A 21197-nucleotide genomic window follows, 5' to 3' on the forward strand; every position below is an offset into this window, starting at 1 on the left:
GTGAAGGAGTTCAACCATGTCAGAACGTCATGTCGATGGACCGCTGCAACCGGGTGATCGCGCACCGAACATCGTGCTGGACGCCATCACCCGCGAAGGGAAGATCGCGCTCGAGGATTTTCGCGGGCAAAGTCCGATATTGGTCGGCCTGTTTCGAGGCCTGCACTGCCCGTTCTGCCGCCGCCATATCGCGGCCCAGGCGCAGCTTGACGCGGCACTGCGCGACAAGGGCGTCGAAAGTCTGACGGTCGTCAATACGCCGATCGAGCGTGCTCGGCTCTACTTCCGTTATCACCCGTTGCCCAATCTGCTTGCCGCGTCCGATCCCGAGCGGATCTCGCACCGCGCGTTCGGCCTGCCCAATCTGGAATTCACCGAGAAGGAAACCGAGTGGCCGCGCAAGGTGGGCATGGATGTGGTCATGAGCATGCAAGTGGACATTCCCGGAGAATTGCCCGGGCCGATGAATCGTTTGGCGGCCGCCGAGCAGCTCAACAACAAGGATGGCTACGAGATGATGGAGGCCGATCAGCGCATGGCGGCAACCGGCCAGGGTCAGCTATTCGGCCAGTTCCTGCTCGATCGGGAAGGGGTCGTGCGCTGGGCCTTTACAGAAGTTCCGGAAGGCGGCCAGCGCATGTTCGGGATGCCGAGCCCAGGTGAGTTGATGTCGGCAGCCTCGCAGGTGGCGGGCTAGGCATCGTCGCGCGGTTGGCGTGGTGCCCCTGACCGCAGCAGGCACGAGCCGGTGCGCGCGAGGTGCTGCCGCCATTTTCCCGACCACGCCTGCGCATGACGAACGATTAATCCGAGCGCACTTAATCCGAGCGCACAATGACCGACATTCAGGAAAGGCTCCTCGAAAGCAAGATGACCGAGATCGAGCGGGCCCGATCCTGGAGCCCCCGCGTGATCTCCAAGTTCGAAACGCTCATCAGGAGCGGTGACGATCTATCGCTCTACCGCGTCAATCCGCTGGCATTCGCGCGCGACCGCGCCATTGCAGAGCCGGAAAGTATTGACCTGTTTCTCTATGCGACGAGAAGCGGGCTATTCGAGATGAGCTGGGACGTTGTTTGTCCCCAATCCGGCATGGTGCTCGATAGCTTCGGCGCCTTGCGCACGCTCAAGACGCACTATGTTTGTGGTTTGTGCGACGTCACTGGTGAAACCGATCTCGACGACTTCATAGAGGTCACGTTTACGGTATCGCCCCAGCTTCGGCGGCTTCCGTTTCATGATCCTGCCTCCCTCTCGGTCGAGGATTTCCATTGGAAGCTTCGATTTCTGAATGACGCGCGGATACCTGGCCAACAAATCCGATTTCTCGACTATTTGCATGCGTTCGTTCGCGGCCTTTCGTTCTTGCCGCCAGGCTCCGCCACGACCATTCGTTGCGAACTCGGTCTCGGTGCGCTGGCGGGGGTCAATATTCAAAGCCAGGCCGCGTTCGTCGTCGCGGTGGCCGGCGAGCCGACAACCTCGCCGACAATCCTGCGAATTGGATACGACGGACAGCGCTTTTCCCCCTCGCTGGCCGCCGTGCCGCCCGGCCCCGTCATTGTCGAGGCGGAGAACCGCGGATCTACGCGAGGCTCCCTGCTCCTGATCAACTGGCCGCCTGAGGTTCTGGCTCAAGCGATCAAGCCGCCGCTTGATTTCGATCCCTACATGTCCGGCGGGATGTTGCTTGCGAGACAAACGTTTCGCCGCCTGTTCCGGTCAGAACGCGTGGACGAAAAGGAGGGCCTGGGTATTCGGCAGGTGACCCTGCTGTTCACGGATCTCAAAGGTTCGACCGCCATGTACGAACGGCTCGGCGATCTCAATGCCTATGCGCTGGTCCGCGAACATTTTGCTTTGCTCGGTGCGACCGTTCAGGAACATTCCGGGGCCATCGTCAAGACGATCGGCGATGCGGTCATGGCGGTCTTCTCTCGCCCGACGGACGCGATTTCGGCGGCGCTCCACATACTGGGGGAAATCGAACGTTACAATTCCGACCATGGCGATCCGAGCATCATCCTGAAGATTGGAGCCCATTGCGGCCCCTCCATCGCCGTGACCCTGAACGACAATCTGGATTATTTCGGCCAGACCGTAAACGTTGCCGCGCGTGTCCAGTCGCTGGCGGACGCGGGCGAGATTTGTATCTCGGAGGCGCTGTATTCGGCGCCGGGAGTGAGCGATCTCCTTTCCGGGCATGCAATCGCAGTGTTTGAAGCTCCTCTTCGCGGCGTTGAAGGAAATGCCAGCGTGTATCGTGTCGTGCCCGGGTAGGACCCTTACGTCCCTTGCCGGGGCAGCTTCTCCGCGAGCGCGACTGCCATCGCCGAGATCAGCGGTCGCATGAAATAGGCGTCTTCCGCGGGCGAGACGTCCGTCCGCAGTCCATGCGCAGCAAGCTCGCCCGAAACCGCCGGGCCCACCGACGCAATCAGCGTCCGGTCGAAGCCGGCGCGCAGCTTCGCCTCGCTGCCATGCGCCTTCGCGGCCTCGATCAGGCGGCGGACCTGGCCGAGATTGGTGAGCGCGACGGCATCGATCCGCCCCGCGGCCATGTCGTCGATCGCGGTGACGATGTTGGCATCCGCTGCCTTGGAATCGTAGGCATAGGGCAGCACGGCATCGACCTCGGCGCCTTGCGCGGCAAGGGCACCGATCAGCGCGCCATGGTCCTTGTCGGGATAGAGCTGAAGGCCAAGGCGCCGGCCCTTCAGGTCGAGCTTGCCCAGCATCTCGATCACGCCCTCGGTGGTCGGTTTCTCCGTGGTCTGCTGAGCCTCGAGGCCGATCTCACGCAGCGCCTTGCCGGGCTTCGGGCCGCGGGTGAATTTTCGCGATCCGGCGAGCGCCGCGACAAACGCGCCGTCGAGCCCACGCGCCCGCGCGAGCTTCATGATCCGCCGAAGGCCTTCGCCGGTCATCAGCACAAGGTCGTCAAGGGGCCTGTCGATGGCGCGGCGGATCCAGGCCTCGACCGGAGCAGGGTCCGGTGCATCCTGGATGGTAAACATCGGGCATTGCACGACCTCGGCGCCTTGCTCGGCCAGAAGCTTCGAGAACTGCGCCTCCTCGCGCGTTTCCAGGATCAGGATGCGGTAGCCGTTCAAGCGCTCGGCCATGGGCGTACTCCGGTTATTCAAAGCAATCGTCCGTTCATCCTGACTCCGCGCTTCAGGTCGAAGCAAGTCTTGGGATTGGCGCAAGGGGACGTCGGTGATAGAGCAGGGCGCAAATCGCGGGTCGTTCCGCATCATTTGCCCAAACCTTCATCAAGAGCCAAGCCTGTTCATCAACATGCCCGATCATCAATATGTCCTGACCCTGTCCTGTCCGGATCGTCCCGGCATCGTCTCGGCCGTGTCGACGTTCCTCGCCCACAACGGACAGAACATTCTCGATGCTCAGCAGTTCGACGACATCGAGACCAAGAAGTTCTTCATGCGCGTGGTGTTCACCGCGGCCGATCTCGCCGTGGAACTGTCGGCGCTGCAGACCGGCTTTGCCGCGATCGCCGAGCGTTTCGGCATGGACTGGCAGATGCGCGACCGGGCTGCGCATCGCAAGGTGATGCTGCTGGTGTCGAAGTCGGACCACTGCCTGGTCGACATCCTCTATCGCTGGCGCACCGGCGAACTGCCGATGACGCTTGCTGCCATCGTCTCCAACCACCCGCGCGAGGTCTATGGTGGGCTCGATTTCGGCGGCATCCCGTTCCACCATCTGCCCGTGACCAAGGAGACCAAGCGCGAGCAGGAGGCACAGATCCTTGACCTCGTCGCCAAGACCAAGACCGATCTCGTCGTGCTCGCCCGGTACATGCAGATCCTGTCGGATGATCTGTCGGCGCAGCTTTCGGGGCGCTGCATCAACATCCACCACTCGTTCCTGCCGGGCTTCAAGGGCGCCAAGCCCTATCACCAGGCCCATGAGCGCGGCGTCAAGCTGATCGGGGCTACCGCGCATTACGTCACGCGCGACCTCGACGAGGGCCCGATCATCGACCAGGACGTCGAGCGCATCAGCCATCGCGACACGCCGGAGGATCTGGTCCGCAAGGGCCGCGATATCGAGCGCCGCGTGCTGGCCCGTGCGATCCGCTACCATCTCGACGACCGCGTCATCCTCAACGGCCGCAAGACCGTGGTGTTCGTGGATTAGCGAATAGGGAGTGGCGAATAGCGAGTGGAAGCGGGAGAGCGCCTTATTCGCTACTCCCTATTCGCCATTTGTTTCCTTAACGCACCGCGCTGCCCGACGTCGTCCCCGTCGCGCCCTTCTGCGCCTGCTCTTCCTTCTCGCGATCCGCCGCCGGCAACAGCCGCTTGCGTTCGCGCTCCTTCATGTAGGCATCGTATTGCGGCGTGCCCGCTCGCGGCGGGGCGTCGGCCGGCAGCCCGCCGGCCCATTGCGGGACGTAGTCGCCCATGCCGGCGGAGAGTCTTTCGTTGACGGTGCCGCAGCCTGCAAGGTTGGAAGCCAGCAAGGCAATGACGGCAGCGATTGAAGGCAAACGGAAACGCATGAGCATCTTCTGGGTCGAACTGGACCGGGCGCGGATGGCGGGACGCCCGATGGCGCCAGCGGCGCACTCTAGTCCTCAACAAGTAAAATTGGCTTATTCGGCGGCGAATTTGTTTGTATACATTAAGGTAAGATAATACGCTGTTTTTGGCATTGATCGCCTTTGCCAAGGTGATACGGTATACAATCCGTATTCACGTTTAAGGGGAGGGATTGGGAATTCGATCCGGTGATGCCCGGCAAATGTTCGAATTCTGCAAAGCAGAGGCGGATTTCTCCAACCACGTCGCCGCCGGGCGTTCTTAGAGTGCAGCATCGGCCCGGAGGGCCAGCCAGCGCAGCGAAAGGCTTTCTTGTTGACATCGCCATTTTATTTGTACAATCGTACAAATGCCTCCCCCGCTGTCGATCCGATCGCGCGGCTTGCGCCGAATGGTCGCCCAACGTCCGATTGACAACGGGGTTGCAGAGGACGCCATGTGGCCGTGCGGCATGGCTTGTCCGTAGGTTAGAGCGCGGCAAGGACCGGGTACTCGGTCTGGCGCACAACAGGTCAGGAATGAAGGGGAGGGACATCGGATGTTCGAACGCAGAATTTTTTCACGCACCGTCGCAGCAGCCGCCATCGCGGGCGTTGCAGGCCTTGCGCCTGCCAAGGCGGAGGACAGCGTCAAGGTCGGCCTGATCCTGCCGATGACCGGCGGCCAGGCCTCGACCGGCAAGCAGATCGAGAACGCGATCAAGCTCTATATGCAGCAGAAGGGCGACGCCGTCGCTGGCAAGAAGATCGAGATCATCCTCAAGGACGACGCGGCGATCCCGGATAAGACCAAGACTGCCGCGCAGGAGCTGATCGTCAACGACAAGGTCAATTTCATCGCCGGCTTCGGCGTGACGCCGGCTGCGCTCGCGGCCGCGCCGCTGGCTACGCAGGCCAAGATCCCGGAAGTCGTGATGGCGGCCGGCACCTCCATCATCACCGAGCGCTCGCCCTATATCGTGCGCACCAGCTTCACGCTGGCGCAGTCCTCGACCATCATCGGCGACTGGGCGGTGAAGAACGGCATCAAGAAGGTGGCGACGCTGACCTCGGACTACGCGCCGGGCAATGACGCGCTGAACTTCTTCAAGCAGAACTTTACAGCCGGCGGCGGCGAGGTGGTCGAAGAGGTCAAGACGCCGCTGCAAAACCCCGACTTCGCGCCGTTCCTGCAGCGCATGAAGGACGCCAAACCGGACGCGATCTTCGTGTTCGTGCCGGCCGGCCAGGGCGGCAACTTCATGAAGCAATATGCCGAGCGCGGCCTCGACAAGGCCGGCATCAAGGTGATCGGGCCGGGCGACGTCACCGACGACGACCTGCTCAACAACATGGGCGATGCGGTGCTCGGCACGGTTACCGCGCATCTCTACTCCGCGGCGCACCCCTCGCAGATGAACAAGGATTTCGTCGCAGCCTACAAGAAGGCGTTCGGCAATCGTCCGGGCTTCATGGCGGTGAGCGGCTATGACGGCATCCACCTGATTTACGAGGCGCTCAAGAAGACGAATGGCGACACCGACGGCACCAAGCTGGTCGAGGCCATGAAGGGCCAGAAGTGGGAGAGCCCGCGCGGTCCGATCTCGATCGACCCCGAGACCCGCGACATCGTGCAGAACATCTACATCCGCAAGGTCGAGAAGGTCGACGGCGAGCTCTACAATGTCGAGTTCGCGACCTTCGAAGCCGTCAAGGATCTCGGCAAGACCAAGAAGTGACGCGCGAAAGTGCGTCATCCCGGGGCGCGCATTAGCACGAACCCGGGATCTCATGCCCCTTGCTCCGCGTCATGCCCGGGCTGTTCCGGGCATCCACGCGAAGCCAGGAAAACAAAGTCCGGACAAGAACGTGGATGGCCGGGGACAAGCCCGGCCATGACGATAACTCTAAGCTGAGACGATGACCTCTATCCTCACCAACCTGTTCGATGGCGTCGCCTACGGCATGCTGCTGTTCGTGCTCGCGTGCGGGCTCGCGGTCACGCTTGGATTGATGAACTTCGTCAATCTCGCCCATGGCGCCTTCGCCATGGCCGGCGGCTATATCTGCATGGTGCTGGTCAACCGGATGGGCTGGCCGTTCTTCGCAGCGCTCCCGCTCGCTTTCGTCTCCTCTGCCGCGATCGGCATCGCGCTCGAACGGACGCTGTACCGCCACCTCTATGCGCGCAGCCATCTCGATCAGGTGCTGTTCACCATCGGCCTGACCTTCATGTCGGTCGCCGCCGTCGATTACATCCAGGGGTCCTCGCGCGTCTTCATCAACCTGCCGGCGGCGCTTCAGGGCCAGTTCGACCTGTTCGGCGTCGGCATCGGCCGCTACCGGCTGATGATCATCGTGATCTGCGGCCTGCTCACCATCGCGCTCCAGATGGTGCTGGCAAAGACCCGCTTCGGCAGCCGCTTGCGCGCCGCCGTCGACGACCCCCGCGCCGCGAGCGGCCTCGGCATCAACGTGCCGCAGGTGTTCGCCTTCACCTTTGCCTTCGGTTGCGGCCTCGCCGGTCTCGGCGGCGCGCTGAGTGCCGAGATCCTCGGCCTCGATCCGTATTTCCCGCTGAAGTTCATGATCTACTTCCTGATCGTGGTCACTGTCGGCGGCTCGTCCTCGATCACCGGCCCGTTCCTGGCCTCGCTCCTGCTCGGCATCGGCGACGTCGCCGGCAAATATTACGTGCCGAAGATGGGCCCGTTCGTGATCTACACCATGATGATCGTAATCCTGATCTGGCGTCCGAACGGCCTGTTCGGACGCACGGCCGCGCGTTGAGTTCGCCGATGAGCGCTTCCTCCGACGTCGGTTTTCACGCCCAGCGCCAGGCGCGCTGGCACTACGGCGAAGTCGCCTTCTGGCTGATCGTGCTGGCCTGCGGCTTTGCATTTCCCACGCGCTATCTGATCATGACCGACATCCTGCGGCTGGCGCTGTTTGCGATGTCGCTCGATCTCATCCTCGGCTATGCCGGCATCGTCTCGCTCGGGCATGCTGCCTTCTTCGGCGTCGGCGCCTATGCCGCGGGGCTTCTCGCGCTCCATGGTATCGTGAGCGAGCCCGTGCTGGCGCTGATCGTCGCTGGCCTCGCCGCGATGGTGCTCGGCTTTGCCACCAGCTTCCTGGTGATCCGCGGCGTTGACCTGACGCGCTTGATGGTGACGCTCGGCATCGCGCTGCTGCTGGAAGCGCTCGCCGAACGCTTCTCCAACATCACCGGCGGCACCGACGGCCTGCAGGGCATCGAGATGCAGCCGATCTTCGGCGCGATTCCGTTCGACATGTTCGGCAAGGCCGGCTTCTTCTATTCGCTGGCTGTCCTGTTCCTCCTCTTCCTGTTCGCCCGCCGCGTCGTGCATTCGCCGTTCGGCCTGTCGCTGCGCGCGATCAAGAACAATCCGCTGCGCGCCGCCGCGATCGGCATTCCCGTCAACCGCCGCCTGATCGCGATCTATACGCTCGCGGCGTTCTACGCCGGCGTCGCGGGCGCGCTGTTCACCCAGACAACGGCGATCGCCTCGCTCGATGTGTTTGCCTTCGAACGCTCCGCCGATCTGATGCTGGTGCTCGTCATCGGTGGGACCGGTTACCTCTATGGCGGACTGGTTGGCGCGGTGATCTTCCGCATGCTCCAGGAAGTGTTCTCCACCATCACCCCGCAATACTGGCAGTTCTGGATCGGCCTGGTGCTGGTCGTGATCGTGCTGGTCGGCCGTCAGCGCCTGCACCGCTGGGTGCTGTACCTGCCCAATCTGGTCATCAGGCAGATTGCGGGACGCAAGGCCATCGTCGCCGTGCCGGAAAGCGACGCATGACCATCGTGCTCGAAACCCAAAATCTCGAAAAGCAGTTCGGCGGGCTGCGCGTCACCCGCGATCTGTCCTTGAAGATCGAGCAGGGCGCCCGCCACGCGCTGATCGGCCCGAACGGCGCCGGCAAGACCACGGTCATCAACCAGCTCACCGGCGTGCTCAAGCCGAATTCGGGCCGCATCCTGCTCGAGGGCCAGGACATCACCGATCTGCCCGTGCACAAGCGCGTGCTGCGTGGCCTCTCGCGCACCTTCCAGATCAACCAGCTTTATCCCGACCTGACTCCGCTCGAGACCATTGGCCTAGCCGTCTCCGAGCGCCTCGGCCATGGCGGCGACTGGTGGCGGCGGATGGGCACGCGCAGCGACGTCAACGGCGAGATCGCCGATCTGCTGGCGGGCTTCCATCTGCTCGACGTCATGAATGAGCAGACCGTGACGCTGCCCTACGGCAAGCAGCGCCTGCTCGAGATCGCGGTCGCGATCGCCGCCAAACCGCGCGTGCTGCTGCTCGATGAGCCCGCCGCCGGCGTGCCCGAGAGCGAGCGCCACGACATTCTCGCCGTGGTCGGCGCGCTGCCGCGCGACGTCACGGTGCTGCTGATCGAGCACGACATGGATCTCGTATTCTCCTTCGCCGACCGCATCTCCGTGCTGGTTTCGGGTGCGCTGCTCACCGAGGGCCCGCCCGAGCAGGTGGCGCGCGATCCGCAGGTCAAGGCCGTCTATCTCGGCGAGGAGGCGGTCAATGTCTGACCTGCTCGCGATCGAGGCTTTGCGCGCCGGCTATGGCGAGGCGGTGGTGCTGCCCAACATGTCCTTGCGCCTCGCCGAGGGCCAGGTGCTGGCGCTGCTGGGCCGCAACGGCACCGGCAAGACCACGCTGATCAATTCGATCGTCGGCGTCACCCGCCGCTTCTCAGGCAGCGTGGCACTCGCTGGCACCGATGTCACTTCGCTCCGGCCCGACCAGCGCGCGCGCGCCGGCATCGGCTGGGTGCCGCAGGAGCGCAACATCTTTCGCTCGCTCACTGTGGAAGAGAACATGACCGCGGTGGCGCAGCCCGGTCCCTGGACGGTCGAGAAGGTCTACGAGATGTTTCCGCGGCTGAAGGAGCGGCGGAGCAATTTCGGCAACCAGCTCTCCGGCGGCGAGCAGCAGATGCTGGCGATCGGCCGGGCGCTCACCCTCAACCCGAAAGTGCTGCTGCTGGACGAGCCGACCGAGGGCCTTGCTCCCATCATCGTCGAGGAGCTCTTGAAGGCGATCGGCAGCATCACGCGGGCAGGCGGCATCTGCTCGATCATCGTCGAACAGAATGCCCAAAAGATTCTGGGGCTGGCCGACCGCGTTGTGATATTGGAGCGCGGAACGATCGTCCACGACGCTCCGAGCGCCGCGCTGAAAACCGACCCCTCGGTCCTGGAACGCCATCTCGGCGTCGCCGGGGCGGCGGCTCACTAAACTAAAATGTCCAGGGAGTAAGACATGCAGCGAACCAAAGCCCCCTTCCGCGCCGACGAGGTCGGCAGCCTCCTGCGTCCGGCCAAGATCAAGGAAGCCCGTAGCCGGCTCGAGAAGGGCGAGATCTCGGCCGACGATCTGCGCAAGATCGAGGACATGGAGATCGAGAAGGTCGTGCACAAGCAGGCCTCGATCGGGCTCAAGCTCGCGACCGACGGCGAGTTCCGCCGCTCCTGGTGGCATTTCGACTTCCTCGCCAAGCTCACCGGCTGCGAGCTGTTTCATCCTGACACCGGCATCCAGTTCGCAGGCGTGCAGACCCGGCACGACGCGGTGCGGGTGATCGACAAGCTCGACTTTCCCGACGACCACCCGATGCTGGACCACTTCCGCTTCCTGAAGAAGGTCGCCGACCAGGCCCACGTGGCCGCCAAGATGACGATACCTTCGCCGGCGGTGCTGCACTTCCGCGGCGGCCGCAAGTCGATTTCCAAGGACGTCTATCCCGATCTCGAAGCCTTCTACGAAGACCTCGGCAAGACCTACCGGAAAGCCGTCAAGGCGTTCTACGACGCCGGCTGCCGCTATCTCCAGTTCGACGACACCGTGTGGGCCTATCTCTGCTCGCAGGATGAACTGCAGAAGGCGCGCGAGCGCGGCGACAATCCGGACGGTCTCCAGCAGATCTATGCCCGCATCATCAACTACGCGCTGGCCGAGAAGCCCGCGGACATGGTGGTGACGACGCATGTCTGCCGCGGCAATTTCCGTTCGACCTGGATTTCTTCGGGCGGCTATGAGCCGGTTGCCGAGACCATGCTCGCCGGCACCAATTACGACGGCTATTTCCTCGAATATGACAGCGACCGCGCCGGCGGCTTCGAGCCGCTGCGCTTCCTGCCCAAGGGCAACAAGGTCGTCGTGGTCGGCGTCATCACCTCGAAGTTCGGCGAGCTCGAGAAGAAGGACGATATCAAGCGCCGTCTGGAAGAAGCCGCCAAGTTCGCCCCGCTGGAGCAGCTCGCGCTGTCGCCGCAATGTGGCTTTGCCTCGACGGAAGAGGGCAACGTCCTCTCTGAGGAAGAGCAGTGGGCGAAGCTGAGCCTTGCGGTCGAGATCGCGAAGGAAGTGTGGGGCTAGTAAGCGTCACAGAACTCCGCTGTCATTCCCCGCGAAGGCGAGGAATCCAGTACGTCGCGGCTTCTCCGTATCACGTCGGCGTCTCCGGAATACTGGATCGCCCGGTCAAGCCGGGCGATGACACCTGAGTGTAGGGCCAATAGCGCGGCGCTCCTGACCTGCGGGCGCGCAAGCCCACCCTCACTTCTCCGCCAGACCTCGCCCGGCAGCATCGACCACGCACCTGCTTATTCGTCGTGGCCGACTCCGCCTCCCCCCGCACCCGCGTCATCATCTCTGCTCAACCTTCAGACTTGGCGCCGCGCATGGCGCGCGAGCGGCGAGTCGCGCCTCGGTTGTCGAACGCAACCTGGCCGGCGCGATCGCATCGGCAAGTGGATGGGGACTGCGGCGCAACGGCATGGATCCCCTATTTCCTGAGTGGGCAGAATTTGCTAGGAGGCAGATCCCAATCATTCTGCCCACCGCGTCCCACTCATGAAAAACGACGAAATCCTGAGCCAGATCACGGAGTTCTGCCGCAAGGCGGACATGGCGGAATCGACGTTCGGCCGGCGCGCGGTGAACGATGGGAAGCTGGTGCATCGCCTGCGCGAGGGCAAGCGCATCACCATCGATACGCTGGACCGGATCCAGGCCTATATGGCGGCGTCCATGGCCGGCGGCGTGCCGCCGCCGCGCGGGCTTCAGGTGCCGCCCGAAAAGCGCGATCCGCGCGGCAATTTCCGCTTTTTCGAGAACCGCCAGAAATACCTGCTGTTCGTCCACACCTGCAGCGAAAAGCGGGTGATCGCCGACAGGGTCGCGCTGGAGCTTTCCTCCATCCATCCGCGCCCGCCGGCCCTGCGCGTGTTCGACGCCGGCGTCGGCGACGGCACGGTGCTGGCGCGGGTGCTGCGCGCGACGCACCAGCGCTACCCGCACATGCCGTTCTACGTCGCCGGCAAGGAGCTCAGCCTGGAGGACCTGCGCCTGACGCTGGAGAAGGTGCCGGATCGCATTTTCGAGCATCCGGCGTCGGTGTTCGTCTTCACCAACATGTTCTATTCGGAGGCGCCCTGGCTGACACCGGCATCGCCTGCGGCGGCGGCGGCGACCGTCTGGCATGAGGTCCCGCTGCGGGGCGCCTCATCGGGCGAGTTCGAGCAGCAGATCGCGGAGCTGAGGCCGTTCCTCGAGCAGAACTGGCGTGCCGCGATCAGCCCACGCACCGCCATGCCGCTGTACGAGCGGCCGGTCGTCCTGGTGCTCTATCGCGAGGACCACAGGTTCTTGCTGGATTCGACCATTCCGCGGCCGGGCCAGACCGAAGCCAATTTCGACCTCGTCATCGCATCCCAGCCCTACCGCGCCCTGTCCTCGGTCAACTTCCGGGCCAAGCGGATCATCGCGCCCCTGGCGCGGGCGCTTCGGCCGGGAGGCCGTCTGATCGGAATCCACTCCCATGGCCAGGATCCGGGCATGGAAATGATCCAGGCGATCTGGCCCGGAGAAAATCCTTTCGCTGTGAGCCGTCATGAGCTATTGCGCGCCGTTAAGTACGAACTTGGTTCGTTGGGCCGCGACTTAAATTTTAATGCGTATGCGGATAACCGCTCGATCTTCAGGTATGATATGGAAGCGCTGCCCAACGAGGTAACCGGGACGATCGGAACCTCGACGGCCTTTGCAGCGTGGAATGCGGCGGTGTATGTCGCTCAGATTGAGGACGACCGGTTGACAGAAATGACTCAAAACGGCCGCACTCTGGATGCCGCCAGGGACGTGCTGCGGAAGTACAATGGGCTCTGGTTTCTCGACGAATCCTACGTCATCTCGCGCCGGCGTGATTGACATCATCCACAGGTAAACATCGCAAACGCCCGCCGGTCTAGCGGCGGAACAAGGGGTTACTGATGCGCGCGTCCTATCTCTTCACCAGCGAGTCCGTGTCCGAGGGCCATCCGGACAAGGTGTGCGACCGGATCTCCGACGAGATCGTCGATCTGTTCTACCGCGAAGGGCCGAAGGCCGGCATCGACCCCTGGCAGATCCGCGCCGCCTGCGAAACGCTCGCGACCACCAACAAGGTGGTGATCGCCGGTGAGACCCGCGGTCCGAAGTCGGTGACCAACGAGCAGATCGAGGGCGTCGTCCGCGGCGCGATCAAGGACATCGGCTACGAGCAGGAAGGCTTCCACTGGAAGACCTGCGACATCGAGATCCTCTTGCATCCGCAGTCGGCCGACATCGCCCAGGGCGTCGATGCGCTGCAGCCGGGCGAAGTCAAGGAAGAGGGCGCGGGCGACCAGGGCATCATGTTCGGTTACGCCACCAACGAGACGCCCGATCTGATGCCGGCGCCGATCTTCTACGCCCACAAGATCCTACGCCTGATCTCCGAAGCCCGTCACTCCGGCAAGGAGAAGGTGCTCGGTCCGGACTCCAAGAGCCAGGTCACCGTGCAGTACGAGAACGGCAAGCCGGTCGGCGTGCGCGAGATCGTGGTTTCGCATCAGCACCTGGTCGAGGACATCTCGTCCAAGCAGATCCGCGACATCGTCGAGCCCTATGTGCGCGAGGCGCTGCCGAAGGACTGGATCACGCCGAAGACGATCTGGCACATCAACCCGACCGGCAAGTTCTACATCGGCGGTCCGGACGGTGACTCCGGCCTGACCGGCCGCAAGATCATCGTCGACACCTATGGTGGCGCGGCCCCGCATGGCGGCGGCGCGTTCTCCGGCAAGGATCCGACCAAGGTCGACCGCTCGGCGGCTTATGCTGCGCGCTACGTCGCCAAGAACATCGTTGCCGCCGGCCTTGCCGACCGCTGCACGCTGCAGCTGGCCTACGCGATCGGCGTGGCGCGTCCGCTGTCGATCTACATCGACACCCACGGCACCGGTAAGGTGTCGGAGGAGCAGCTCGAGAAGGCGGCGGCGCAGGCGATGGATCTGACGCCCCGCGGCATCCGCAGCCATCTCGACCTCAACCGCCCGATCTACGCGCGCACCTCGGCCTACGGCCATTTCGGCCGCACGCCTGACAACGAGGGCGGTTTCTCCTGGGAGAAGACCGATCTCGTCGAGCAGCTCAAGCGCGCGCTCTGATTCACTTGCGTCATTCCGGGGCGCCGCAACAGCGGCGAACCCGGAATCTCGAAATGCTTGATTCCGGGTTCGCTCGTTTCGCGAGCGGGTCCGGAATGACGAGCCAAACAAACAGGAACCTCCAATGAACGCGAAGCCCGGCTTCACCGATTACATCGTCAAGGACATTTCGCTCGCCGATTTCGGCCGCAAGGAGCTCTCGCTCGCCGAGACCGAGATGCCCGGCCTGATGGCCACCCGCGAAGAGTACGGCCCGAAGCAGCCGCTGAAGGGCGCCCGCATCGCCGGCTCCTTGCACATGACGATCCAGACCGGCGTGCTGATCGAGACGCTGGCAGCCCTCGGCGCCGACATTCGCTGGGTCTCCTGCAACATCTATTCGACGCAGGACCACGCTGCCGCCGCGATCGCGGCCGCCGGCATCCCCGTCTTCGCCGTCAAGGGCGAGACGCTGACCGAGTACTGGGACTACACCGCAAAACTGTTCGACTGGCACGGCGGCGGTCACCCGAACATGATCCTCGATGACGGCGGCGACGCCACCATGTACGTCCATCTCGGTCTGCGCGCCGAGAACGGCGACGCTGCGTTCCTGGACAAGCCGGGTTCGGAAGAAGAGGAAGTCTTCTTCGCGCTGCTGAAGAAGCAGCTCAAGGAAAAGCCCAAGGGCTACTTCGCCGAGATCGCCAAGAGCATCAAGGGCGTGTCCGAAGAGACCACCACGGGCGTGCATCGTCTCTACGACATGCAGAAGGCCGGCACGCTGCTGTGGCCCGCCATCAACGTCAACGACAGCGTCACCAAGTCGAAGTTCGACAATCTCTACGGCTGCCGTGAATCGCTGGTCGACGGCATCCGCCGCGGCACCGACGTGATGATGTCGGGCAAGGTCGCGATGGTCGCCGGCTTCGGCGACGTCGGCAAGGGTTCGGCGGCCTCGCTGCGTCAGGCCGGTTGCCGCGTCATGGTGTCGGAAATCGATCCGATCTGCGCGCTGCAGGCCGCGATGGAAGGCTACGAAGTCGTGACCATGGAAGACGCCGCGCCCCGCGCCGACATCTTCGTCACCGCGACCGGCAACAAGGACATCATCACCATCGAGCACATGCGCGCGATGAAGGATCGCGCCATCGTCTGCAACATCGGTCACTTCGACAACGAGATCCAGATCGCGGGTCTGCGTAACCTGAAGTGGACCAACATCAAGCCGCAGGTCGACGAGATCGAATTCCCCGACAAGCATCGCATTATCATGCTGTCGGAAGGCCGCCTCGTGAACCTCGGCAACGCGATGGGCCATCCGTCCTTCGTGATGTCGGCCTCCTTCACCAACCAGACGCTGGCGCAGATCGAGCTGTTCGCCAACAACAAGGACGGCAAGTACAAGAAGGAAGTCTACGTGCTGCCGAAGTCGCTCGACGAGAAGGTCGCGCGCCTGCACCTCGCCAAGATCGGCGTCAAGCTCACCGAGCTGCGCAAGGACCAGGCCGACTACATCGGCGTCAAGCAGGAAGGTCCGTACAAGTCGGACCACTACCGCTACTGATCCGCACGCAGTTGCGACACAAAGGCCCCGGCGTGATCCGGGGCCTTTTTTTGTTGGGCCTTCCTGTGGTACGCTTTCAGGTAGAGCCGAAACAAGCCTGCCACTTCCGGAGCGGGCGGCCGCTTTTTCCTACGTTCATTGTCAAAATGCATATGGAGGGAATGCGATGTCCAGCGAAGCCAACGTTCAGCTTCTGAAGGAAGCCTATCGCGAGTGGAGCGAGAGCAAGGGCAAGAACGTCGACTATTGGTTCGACCATGTCATTGGCCCGCAAATCAAATTCGATTCGATTCCGCAGGGAGCTGCGGCGGTGCCTTTTGCCAAGCGTTATGACGATCGCAATGCGCTGCGCAGCTATTTCGACGGTCTGCTGGCCGACTGGAGCATGCAGTACTATACGATGGACGAATTCGTCGCGCAGGGCGACACCGTCTTCGCGCGCGGCGAATGCGCGTGGACGAACAAGAAGACCAACAAGGTCGCGAAGACGCCGAAGGTCGATTACTGGCGCTTCAAGGACGGCAAGGTGGTCGAATTCCACGAGTATTTCGACACCGCCACAGTCTACGGCGCCACCGTCCCGTGATGTTGCAATTCGGCGCGGCGCTGCCCATGCTATGACGAGGGAGAACGCCATGACCGAAGCCAAAGAACATTTCGACGTCCTCATCGTCGGTGCCGGGCTGTCCGGCATCGGCGCGGGTTATCACTTGCAGACCAAGTGCCCCACCAAGAGCTACGTCATCCTGGAGGGGCGCGACTGCATCGGCGGCACCTGGGACCTGTTCCGCTACCCCGGCATCCGCTCCGACAGCGACATGTTCACGCTCGGCTATTCGTTCAAGCCGTGGACCGATCCGAAGGCGATCGCCGACGGGGCGCAGATCCTGAACTATGTGCGCGAGACCGCGGCCGAGAACGGCATCGAGAAGCACATCCGCTTCCGCCATCGCGTCAAGCGGGCTTCGTGGTCGACGCCGGACGCGCGCTGGACCATCGAGGCCGAGCGCATCACGGGCGAGGGCGCGACGGAGCTGGTGCGCTTCACCTGCAATTTTCTCTTCATGTGCTCGGGCTATTACAAATACGAGGCGGGCTACACGCCGGAGTTCAAGGGCTCCGCTGATTTCGTCGGCCGCATCGTGCATCCGCAGAAATGGACCGAGGACATCGACTACGCGGGCAAGCGCGTCGTGGTGATCGGCTCGGGCGCGACCGCGGTGACGCTGGTGCCGGAGCTCGCCAAGAAGGCGACACAGGTCATTATGCTGCAGCGCTCGCCGACCTACGTGGTGTCGCGCCCGGCGCAGGATCCCGTCGCCAACAAGATCCGCCGAAATCTGCCGACGCGGCTTGCCTATCATGTCATCCGCTGGCGCAACGTGATGTGGGGGATGTTCTTCTTCCAGCTTAGCCGGCGCCGGCCTGCGAAGGTCAAGGAGCTCGTCCTCAAGGGCGTGCAGATGGCGCTCGGTCCGGACTACGACGTCGCCACCCATTTCACGCCGCGCTACAATCCCTGGGACCAGCGGCTCTGCCTGGTGCCCGATGGCGACCTGTTCAAGGCGATCCGCGAGCAGCGCGTCGCCGTCGTGACGAGCGAGATCGACACGTTCACGCGCGAGGGTGTTCGCCTGAAGGATGGCAGCGAACTTGCGGCCGACATCATCGTGACGGCGACCGGGCTGGTGCTTCAGGTCGTCGGCGGTCTCGACGTCAGTGTCGACGGCCGTGCCGTCGATTTCGCCAATACGCTGACCTACAAGGGCATGATGTATGCGGACGTGCCCAACATGGCCTCGGCCTTCGGCTACACCAATGCGTCCTGGACGCTGAAATGCGACCTCACCTGCGAATATGTCTGCCGGCTCATCAACTACATGGACCGGCACAATTTCCGCCAGTGCGTGCCGCATAATGACGACCCCGAGATCACCGCGCAGCCGTCGCTGGACTTCACCTCGGGCTATGTGCAGCGCTCGGTGGCCAAGATGCCAAAGCAGGGCTCCAAGCAGCCGTGGCGGCTGTACCAGAACTACGCGCTCGACATCGTCTCCTTGCGCTTCGGCCGGATCGACGACGGCGTGATGCGATATTCCTGATCGCGCCGCCGCCGGTCGTTACGCCTTGCGCCTGGCAAGCGCCATTGCAAGGTCGACCGCGAGCGCCAGCACCACCGCGCCGCCGCCGAGTGCGAACAGCACCTGATAATCGCCGCCGGTCTGCGCGTAGATCCAGGAGAAGCCGTAAGCGGCCGCGGCCTGGAACAGTGCAAAGCTGGTAGTGGCATGGCTCCAGGTCGCGCGCTGCTGCTCGGCGGAGTGCGGAACGAGTTCATGGATGCGTCCGAGCACCAGCGGCACGATGCCGGGCGTGAAGCCGCCGATCACGATGCTCGATACGATCAGCGAAAGAGGCGCGGTGCTGACGGTCGGCAGCAGCACGGCGGCCGCCTCGATCAGAAAGGCCGCCCGCAGCGCCGGACCGAACCCGGCGCGGTCACCGAGATGGCCGGTGACGAGCGGACCGACGATGGCGCCGAGGCCGTACAGCACCCAATAGCGCGATCCAGCGGCAATGCCCTGGCCGAGGCCGCGCGCCACGAAATCGACGATGAAGACCATGTGCGGCACCAATGCCACCGCGTTGAGGCCGTACTGGATCATCAGCGCGCGGGCGATGGGCGAGGTTTGGTGCTTGGTTTGAGAAGGCGCAGTGTCGCTGTTCGCTTCGGCAGGCCAGTTCCACCAGCTTGCGAGGGTGAGCAGGGCGGAGAGCACGCCGAGCCCATACCAGCTCTGCTGCAGTCCCTGTTGCAGCAGCAGCGGCACCAGCGTGCCCGATGCGGCGACGCCGAGGCCGACGCCGGCGAAGATCACGCCGCCGACGATGCCGCGCCTCGCAGCTGAGGTGTGCGGCAGAATGACGGAGGCCGCCAGCACCATGATGATTCCGCCAGTAAGGCCGGAGAGGAAGCGCCAGGCGAAGAACCAGGTGAACGACACCGGCGATGAGCTGGCGAAGAAGGAGAGAGTCGCAAGCAGCATCATCGCCCGCAGCGCGCGAACCGCGCCGATCCGACTGGCGGCACGCCGTGCGGTGAGCGCGCCGGCGAGATAACCGGCGAGGTTCGCAGCACCGAGATAGACGACATCCGATGCGCTGAACCAGTTTGCAGCGATCAGGGCGGGGATCAGCGGCGTGTAGGAAAAGCGGGCGAGGCCAAGTCCGACGAGTGAGGCGGACAATCCCGCCACCGCATATCGCCAGGTCTGTTGCGAAGAACGTTGCTTTGACGAAGCCTCTCGTGAAGCCGATGCCGCCGTCGGATGCGGCCGAGCCTCGACGAGTGGTTTCAGATCTGCGCTGGTCATGTCATCCTCCTGCGCGCACGATCGCGCGCGGATCATCCTGTCTGGGCGGCGCGACGGCGCCGGAACTCCGGCACGGGCAGGCCGCCCCAGCCCCAATTGTCGGTGTCGACTTCCTCGATCACGACGAATGTCGAATCGAGCGGCTTGCCGAGCACGTCGAGCAGCAGCTGGCTCGATCCCTTGATCAGCGCGGCCTTCTCCTCCGCGGTGAGCGACGCCGCTCCCGGCGTCGTTCCTTCGCGGGTCACTTGGATGGTGACGATGGGCATCGTGGCTCTCCTCTCACGCTCAGTGGCCGGCGCTCTGGCCGCCGTCGACATGCAGGATCTCGCCGGTGACGAAGGAGGCGCCCTCGAGATAAAGGACGGCTTCGACGATGTCGGACATCTCGCCCATGTGACCGACCGGGTGCAGCGCGTTTAGCTGGGCATGCGTCGCGACCGGATGCATCGGCGACTTGATGATCCCCGGCGAGACCGCGTTTACGCGAATGCCGCGCTTGGCGTATTCGATCGCAAGCGACTTGGTCGCGGCGTTCAGGCCGCCCTTGCTCAGCGAGGCCAGCACCGCGGGAACGTTCGAATTGGCCTGATCGGTCAGCGTGGTCGTGATCTGAACGACATGGCCCGAACCCTGCTTCTCCATCTCGGCGATGGCGAGCTGCGTGATGTGGAAGAAGCCCGCGACGTTGGTGCCCATCACCGCCGCGTAATCCTCGGCCGTGTACTGCGTGAACGGCTTTGCGACGAAGATGCCGGCATTATTGACCAGCGTGTCGACTCGTCCGAAGCGGGCGACGGCCTGCGAAACCACACGCTCGGCGGTGCTCCGCTCGGCGATGTCGCCCGCCACGGCGAGGACGTCGTCGTCACCCGACGGCTTGATGGAGCGTGCCGTTGCGACGACGCGGTAGTTGCGATCGCGAAAACCCTGGACCAGGGCGGCGCCGATGCCCTGCGAAGCACCGGTGATGATGGCGACTTTCTGCTCGATACCCATGACGGGCTCCTGTTGTTGGCCTTGAGAACCTGCGTCAGCACTCGGCTGGCTTGGGTCCTGAGGTACGCTGCGGCAGCCCGGCCGCGAATGCCCGCCGTCCGTCAGACACTCTTTCGCGGCGCGTACGAATGACGGGTCGGCGCCTGGCGACGGTTGTCGCCGCGGAGGGGAACGCCTAGCCTGCGGCCGGAATCCAAGGGGGCGACGGGAAGGCATGGATCGTCTGGATGCGATGAAAGTGTTCGTCCTTGCGGTGGACGAGGGCAGCCTGGCTGCCGTCGGCCGCAAGCTCGGCCGCTCGCCGGCGGCGGTGAGCCGCGCCATCGCCTTTCTCGAGGAACGGGTCGGCGCGGAGCTGCTGCACCGGACGACGCGCTCGATCAAGCTCAGCGAGGAGGGCGAGCGCTATGTCGCGATCTGCCGTCGCGTGCTCACCGAGTTGGAGGAGGCCGACGACATCGCGGCCGGACCGCGGTCGGCGCCGCGCGGCCTGCTCACGATCACCGCTCCCGTGGTGTCGGGCGAGATAGTGTTGCGGCCGATTCTGGATGCATTTCTCGACGCCTGTCCGACGGTGTCGGCCAAGCTGTTGCTGTTCGATCGCGCTGTCAATCTGATCGAGGAGGGCATCGACATCGCGCTTCGCATCGGCCCTCTCGCGGACTCGGCAATGGTGGCGATGCGGGTCGGCGAGATCAGCCGCGTGGTCGTCGCGGCCCCGCGCTATCTGAAGCAGCATCCCCGCATCACCGAGCCCGGCGATCTTGCCAAGCATCAGATCGTGGCGATGGCCCATCTGCCCAATTCCTGGACCTTCGCGCCGCAGGCCGGTGGGTCGGTGCCGCGTACGGTGCAGTTCACGCCGCGTCTTATCGTCAACAGCACCTACGCGGCCGTAGCCTCCGCCGTTGCCGGCCGCGGCGTCGCGCGGATGTATTCGTACCAGGTGGCCGAGCAGGTTGCGCGCGGCGAGCTCGAGATCGTGCTGGCCGGCGAGAAGGATCCGGAGATGCCGGCGCACCTGATCTGCCCGCAGGGTCGGCTCTCCGTGCCGAAGGTGCGGGCCTTTACCGATTTTGCCGTGCCGCGGCTGAAGAAGCACTTTGCGCAGCTGAAGAAGAGCGTGAGTGCACACTGAGTTACCGCGCGCCCGGCAATGCGTCGTTTTACGTATTCGGCCGCGAGGAGGAATCGGCGACGCTGCCCCGAACG

Annotated in this window: 20 protein-coding genes; 15 read left to right on the forward strand and 5 right to left on the reverse strand. The window is 63.8% G+C overall.

Annotated elements, in window-relative coordinates:
* Nucleotides 1-16: 16 nt before the first annotated feature.
* A complete protein-coding gene (locus BM190_RS28610) occupies nucleotides 17-697 on the forward strand; it encodes a redoxin domain-containing protein (protein WP_018317421.1) in 681 nt (226 codons plus the stop codon).
* A 137-nt stretch (nucleotides 698-834) separates the two neighbouring features.
* Nucleotides 835-2280, forward strand: coding sequence for an adenylate/guanylate cyclase domain-containing protein (locus BM190_RS28615; protein ID WP_092261053.1), 1446 nt, complete (start codon nucleotides 835-837; stop codon nucleotides 2278-2280).
* Nucleotides 2281-2285: 5 nt separating this feature from the next.
* On the opposite strand, the gene BM190_RS28620 is transcribed toward BM190_RS28615, so the two are convergent.
* Entirely contained in the window at nucleotides 2286-3125 is an 840-nt protein-coding gene (locus BM190_RS28620; protein WP_092261056.1) for a uroporphyrinogen-III synthase, read from the reverse strand.
* A gap of 175 nt (nucleotides 3126-3300) precedes the next feature.
* Here BM190_RS28620 and purU point away from each other — a divergent pair, with 175 nt between their 5' ends.
* A complete protein-coding gene (gene purU, locus BM190_RS28625) occupies nucleotides 3301-4164 on the forward strand; it encodes a formyltetrahydrofolate deformylase (protein WP_092261213.1) in 864 nt (287 codons plus the stop codon).
* 76 nt (nucleotides 4165-4240) lie between these two features.
* Here purU and BM190_RS28630 read toward each other — a convergent pair whose 3' ends face one another.
* On the reverse strand, nucleotides 4241-4534 hold the full coding sequence (locus tag BM190_RS28630; RefSeq protein ID WP_092261058.1) for a hypothetical protein: 294 nt from the start codon (nucleotides 4532-4534) through the stop codon (nucleotides 4241-4243).
* A 572-nt stretch (nucleotides 4535-5106) separates the two neighbouring features.
* On the opposite strand from BM190_RS28630, the gene BM190_RS28635 reads away from it, so the two are divergent.
* The 11 genes from BM190_RS28635 (at nucleotide 5107) to BM190_RS28685 (ending at nucleotide 17714) form a co-directional block, all read left to right on the forward strand.
* The gene (locus BM190_RS28635; protein WP_092261060.1) at nucleotides 5107-6285 is read left to right on the forward strand and encodes an ABC transporter substrate-binding protein; all 1179 of its coding nucleotides are present in this window, start codon (nucleotides 5107-5109) and stop codon (nucleotides 6283-6285) included.
* A gap of 181 nt (nucleotides 6286-6466) precedes the next feature.
* Entirely contained in the window at nucleotides 6467-7336 is an 870-nt protein-coding gene (locus BM190_RS28640; RefSeq protein WP_018317415.1) for a branched-chain amino acid ABC transporter permease, read from the forward strand.
* Nucleotides 7337-7344: 8 nt separating this feature from the next.
* Complete coding sequence (locus BM190_RS28645; RefSeq protein ID WP_092261062.1) at nucleotides 7345-8373, forward strand: branched-chain amino acid ABC transporter permease; 1029 nt, start codon at nucleotides 7345-7347, stop codon at nucleotides 8371-8373.
* Nucleotides 8370-9125 (forward strand): ABC transporter ATP-binding protein, encoded by a 756-nt coding sequence (locus BM190_RS28650; RefSeq protein WP_018317413.1) that lies wholly within the window; start codon nucleotides 8370-8372, stop codon nucleotides 9123-9125. Before BM190_RS28645 ends, BM190_RS28650 begins: the two co-directional genes overlap by 4 nt.
* Nucleotides 9118-9834, forward strand: coding sequence for an ABC transporter ATP-binding protein (locus BM190_RS28655; RefSeq protein WP_092261064.1), 717 nt, complete (start codon nucleotides 9118-9120; stop codon nucleotides 9832-9834). The genes BM190_RS28650 and BM190_RS28655 overlap by 8 nt, the downstream gene beginning before the upstream one ends.
* 24 nt (nucleotides 9835-9858) lie before the next feature.
* A complete protein-coding gene (locus tag BM190_RS28660; protein ID WP_092261066.1) occupies nucleotides 9859-10974 on the forward strand; it encodes a cobalamin-independent methionine synthase II family protein in 1116 nt (371 codons plus the stop codon).
* Nucleotides 10975-11451: 477 nt separating this feature from the next.
* Nucleotides 11452-12807: a hypothetical protein gene (locus tag BM190_RS28665; protein ID WP_018317408.1), complete on the forward strand. Its 1356-nt coding sequence runs from the start codon at nucleotides 11452-11454 to the stop codon at nucleotides 12805-12807.
* Between the two features lie 62 nt (nucleotides 12808-12869).
* Nucleotides 12870-14066 (forward strand): methionine adenosyltransferase, encoded by a 1197-nt coding sequence (metK, locus tag BM190_RS28670; RefSeq protein WP_092261068.1) that lies wholly within the window; start codon nucleotides 12870-12872, stop codon nucleotides 14064-14066.
* Nucleotides 14067-14190: 124 nt separating this feature from the next.
* Nucleotides 14191-15612, forward strand: a complete 1422-nt coding sequence (gene ahcY, locus BM190_RS28675; RefSeq protein WP_092261070.1) for an adenosylhomocysteinase — start codon at nucleotides 14191-14193, stop codon at nucleotides 15610-15612.
* Between the two features lie 166 nt (nucleotides 15613-15778).
* A complete protein-coding gene (locus tag BM190_RS28680; RefSeq protein WP_092261071.1) occupies nucleotides 15779-16198 on the forward strand; it encodes a nuclear transport factor 2 family protein in 420 nt (139 codons plus the stop codon).
* 49 nt (nucleotides 16199-16247) lie between these two features.
* Nucleotides 16248-17714, forward strand: a complete 1467-nt coding sequence (locus BM190_RS28685; protein ID WP_092261214.1) for a flavin-containing monooxygenase — start codon at nucleotides 16248-16250, stop codon at nucleotides 17712-17714.
* 18 nt (nucleotides 17715-17732) lie between these two features.
* On the opposite strand, the gene BM190_RS28690 is transcribed toward BM190_RS28685, so the two are convergent.
* Genes BM190_RS28690 through BM190_RS28700 form a run of 3 tightly spaced genes read right to left on the reverse strand, consistent with a single transcriptional unit; the run spans nucleotide 17733 to nucleotide 19985 of the window.
* Nucleotides 17733-18986: a YbfB/YjiJ family MFS transporter gene (locus BM190_RS28690; protein WP_177237348.1), complete on the reverse strand. Its 1254-nt coding sequence runs from the start codon at nucleotides 18984-18986 to the stop codon at nucleotides 17733-17735.
* A 32-nt stretch (nucleotides 18987-19018) separates the two neighbouring features.
* On the reverse strand, nucleotides 19019-19255 hold the full coding sequence (locus tag BM190_RS28695) for a tautomerase family protein (protein WP_028173203.1): 237 nt from the start codon (nucleotides 19253-19255) through the stop codon (nucleotides 19019-19021).
* Nucleotides 19256-19274: 19 nt separating this feature from the next.
* A complete protein-coding gene (locus BM190_RS28700) occupies nucleotides 19275-19985 on the reverse strand; it encodes an SDR family NAD(P)-dependent oxidoreductase (protein ID WP_092261076.1) in 711 nt (236 codons plus the stop codon).
* Between the two features lie 214 nt (nucleotides 19986-20199).
* On the opposite strand from BM190_RS28700, the gene BM190_RS28705 reads away from it, so the two are divergent.
* Nucleotides 20200-21123, forward strand: coding sequence for a LysR family transcriptional regulator (locus tag BM190_RS28705; RefSeq protein WP_092261078.1), 924 nt, complete (start codon nucleotides 20200-20202; stop codon nucleotides 21121-21123).
* Nucleotides 21124-21197 lie beyond the last annotated feature (74 nt).

This window comes from Bradyrhizobium sp. Rc3b, assembly GCF_900114915.1.
Taxonomy (GTDB): Bacteria; Pseudomonadota; Alphaproteobacteria; order Rhizobiales; family Xanthobacteraceae; genus Bradyrhizobium.

What these genes read in the sequence shown, in the direction of transcription:
- BM190_RS28610 (WP_018317421.1), top strand. Translation starts at nt 17, where the DNA reads ATGTCAGAACGTCATGTCGATGGACCGCTGCAACCGGGTGATCGCGCA.
- BM190_RS28615 (WP_092261053.1), top strand. Translation starts at nt 835, where the DNA reads ATGACCGACATTCAGGAAAGGCTCCTCGAAAGCAAGATGACCGAGATC.
- BM190_RS28620 (WP_092261056.1), bottom strand. Translation starts at nt 3,125, where the DNA reads ATGGCCGAGCGCTTGAACGGCTACCGCATCCTGATCCTGGAAACGCGC.
- purU (WP_092261213.1), top strand. Translation starts at nt 3,301, where the DNA reads ATGCCCGATCATCAATATGTCCTGACCCTGTCCTGTCCGGATCGTCCC.
- BM190_RS28630 (WP_092261058.1), bottom strand. Translation starts at nt 4,534, where the DNA reads ATGCTCATGCGTTTCCGTTTGCCTTCAATCGCTGCCGTCATTGCCTTG.
- BM190_RS28635 (WP_092261060.1), top strand. Translation starts at nt 5,107, where the DNA reads ATGTTCGAACGCAGAATTTTTTCACGCACCGTCGCAGCAGCCGCCATC.
- BM190_RS28640 (WP_018317415.1), top strand. Translation starts at nt 6,467, where the DNA reads ATGACCTCTATCCTCACCAACCTGTTCGATGGCGTCGCCTACGGCATG.
- BM190_RS28645 (WP_092261062.1), top strand. Translation starts at nt 7,345, where the DNA reads ATGAGCGCTTCCTCCGACGTCGGTTTTCACGCCCAGCGCCAGGCGCGC.
- BM190_RS28650 (WP_018317413.1), top strand. Translation starts at nt 8,370, where the DNA reads ATGACCATCGTGCTCGAAACCCAAAATCTCGAAAAGCAGTTCGGCGGG.
- BM190_RS28655 (WP_092261064.1), top strand. Translation starts at nt 9,118, where the DNA reads ATGTCTGACCTGCTCGCGATCGAGGCTTTGCGCGCCGGCTATGGCGAG.
- BM190_RS28660 (WP_092261066.1), top strand. Translation starts at nt 9,859, where the DNA reads ATGCAGCGAACCAAAGCCCCCTTCCGCGCCGACGAGGTCGGCAGCCTC.
- BM190_RS28665 (WP_018317408.1), top strand. Translation starts at nt 11,452, where the DNA reads ATGAAAAACGACGAAATCCTGAGCCAGATCACGGAGTTCTGCCGCAAG.
- metK (WP_092261068.1), top strand. Translation starts at nt 12,870, where the DNA reads ATGCGCGCGTCCTATCTCTTCACCAGCGAGTCCGTGTCCGAGGGCCAT.
- ahcY (WP_092261070.1), top strand. Translation starts at nt 14,191, where the DNA reads ATGAACGCGAAGCCCGGCTTCACCGATTACATCGTCAAGGACATTTCG.
- BM190_RS28680 (WP_092261071.1), top strand. Translation starts at nt 15,779, where the DNA reads ATGTCCAGCGAAGCCAACGTTCAGCTTCTGAAGGAAGCCTATCGCGAG.
- BM190_RS28685 (WP_092261214.1), top strand. Translation starts at nt 16,248, where the DNA reads ATGACCGAAGCCAAAGAACATTTCGACGTCCTCATCGTCGGTGCCGGG.
- BM190_RS28690 (WP_177237348.1), bottom strand. Translation starts at nt 18,986, where the DNA reads ATGACCAGCGCAGATCTGAAACCACTCGTCGAGGCTCGGCCGCATCCG.
- BM190_RS28695 (WP_028173203.1), bottom strand. Translation starts at nt 19,255, where the DNA reads ATGCCCATCGTCACCATCCAAGTGACCCGCGAAGGAACGACGCCGGGA.
- BM190_RS28700 (WP_092261076.1), bottom strand. Translation starts at nt 19,985, where the DNA reads ATGGGTATCGAGCAGAAAGTCGCCATCATCACCGGTGCTTCGCAGGGC.
- BM190_RS28705 (WP_092261078.1), top strand. Translation starts at nt 20,200, where the DNA reads ATGGATCGTCTGGATGCGATGAAAGTGTTCGTCCTTGCGGTGGACGAG.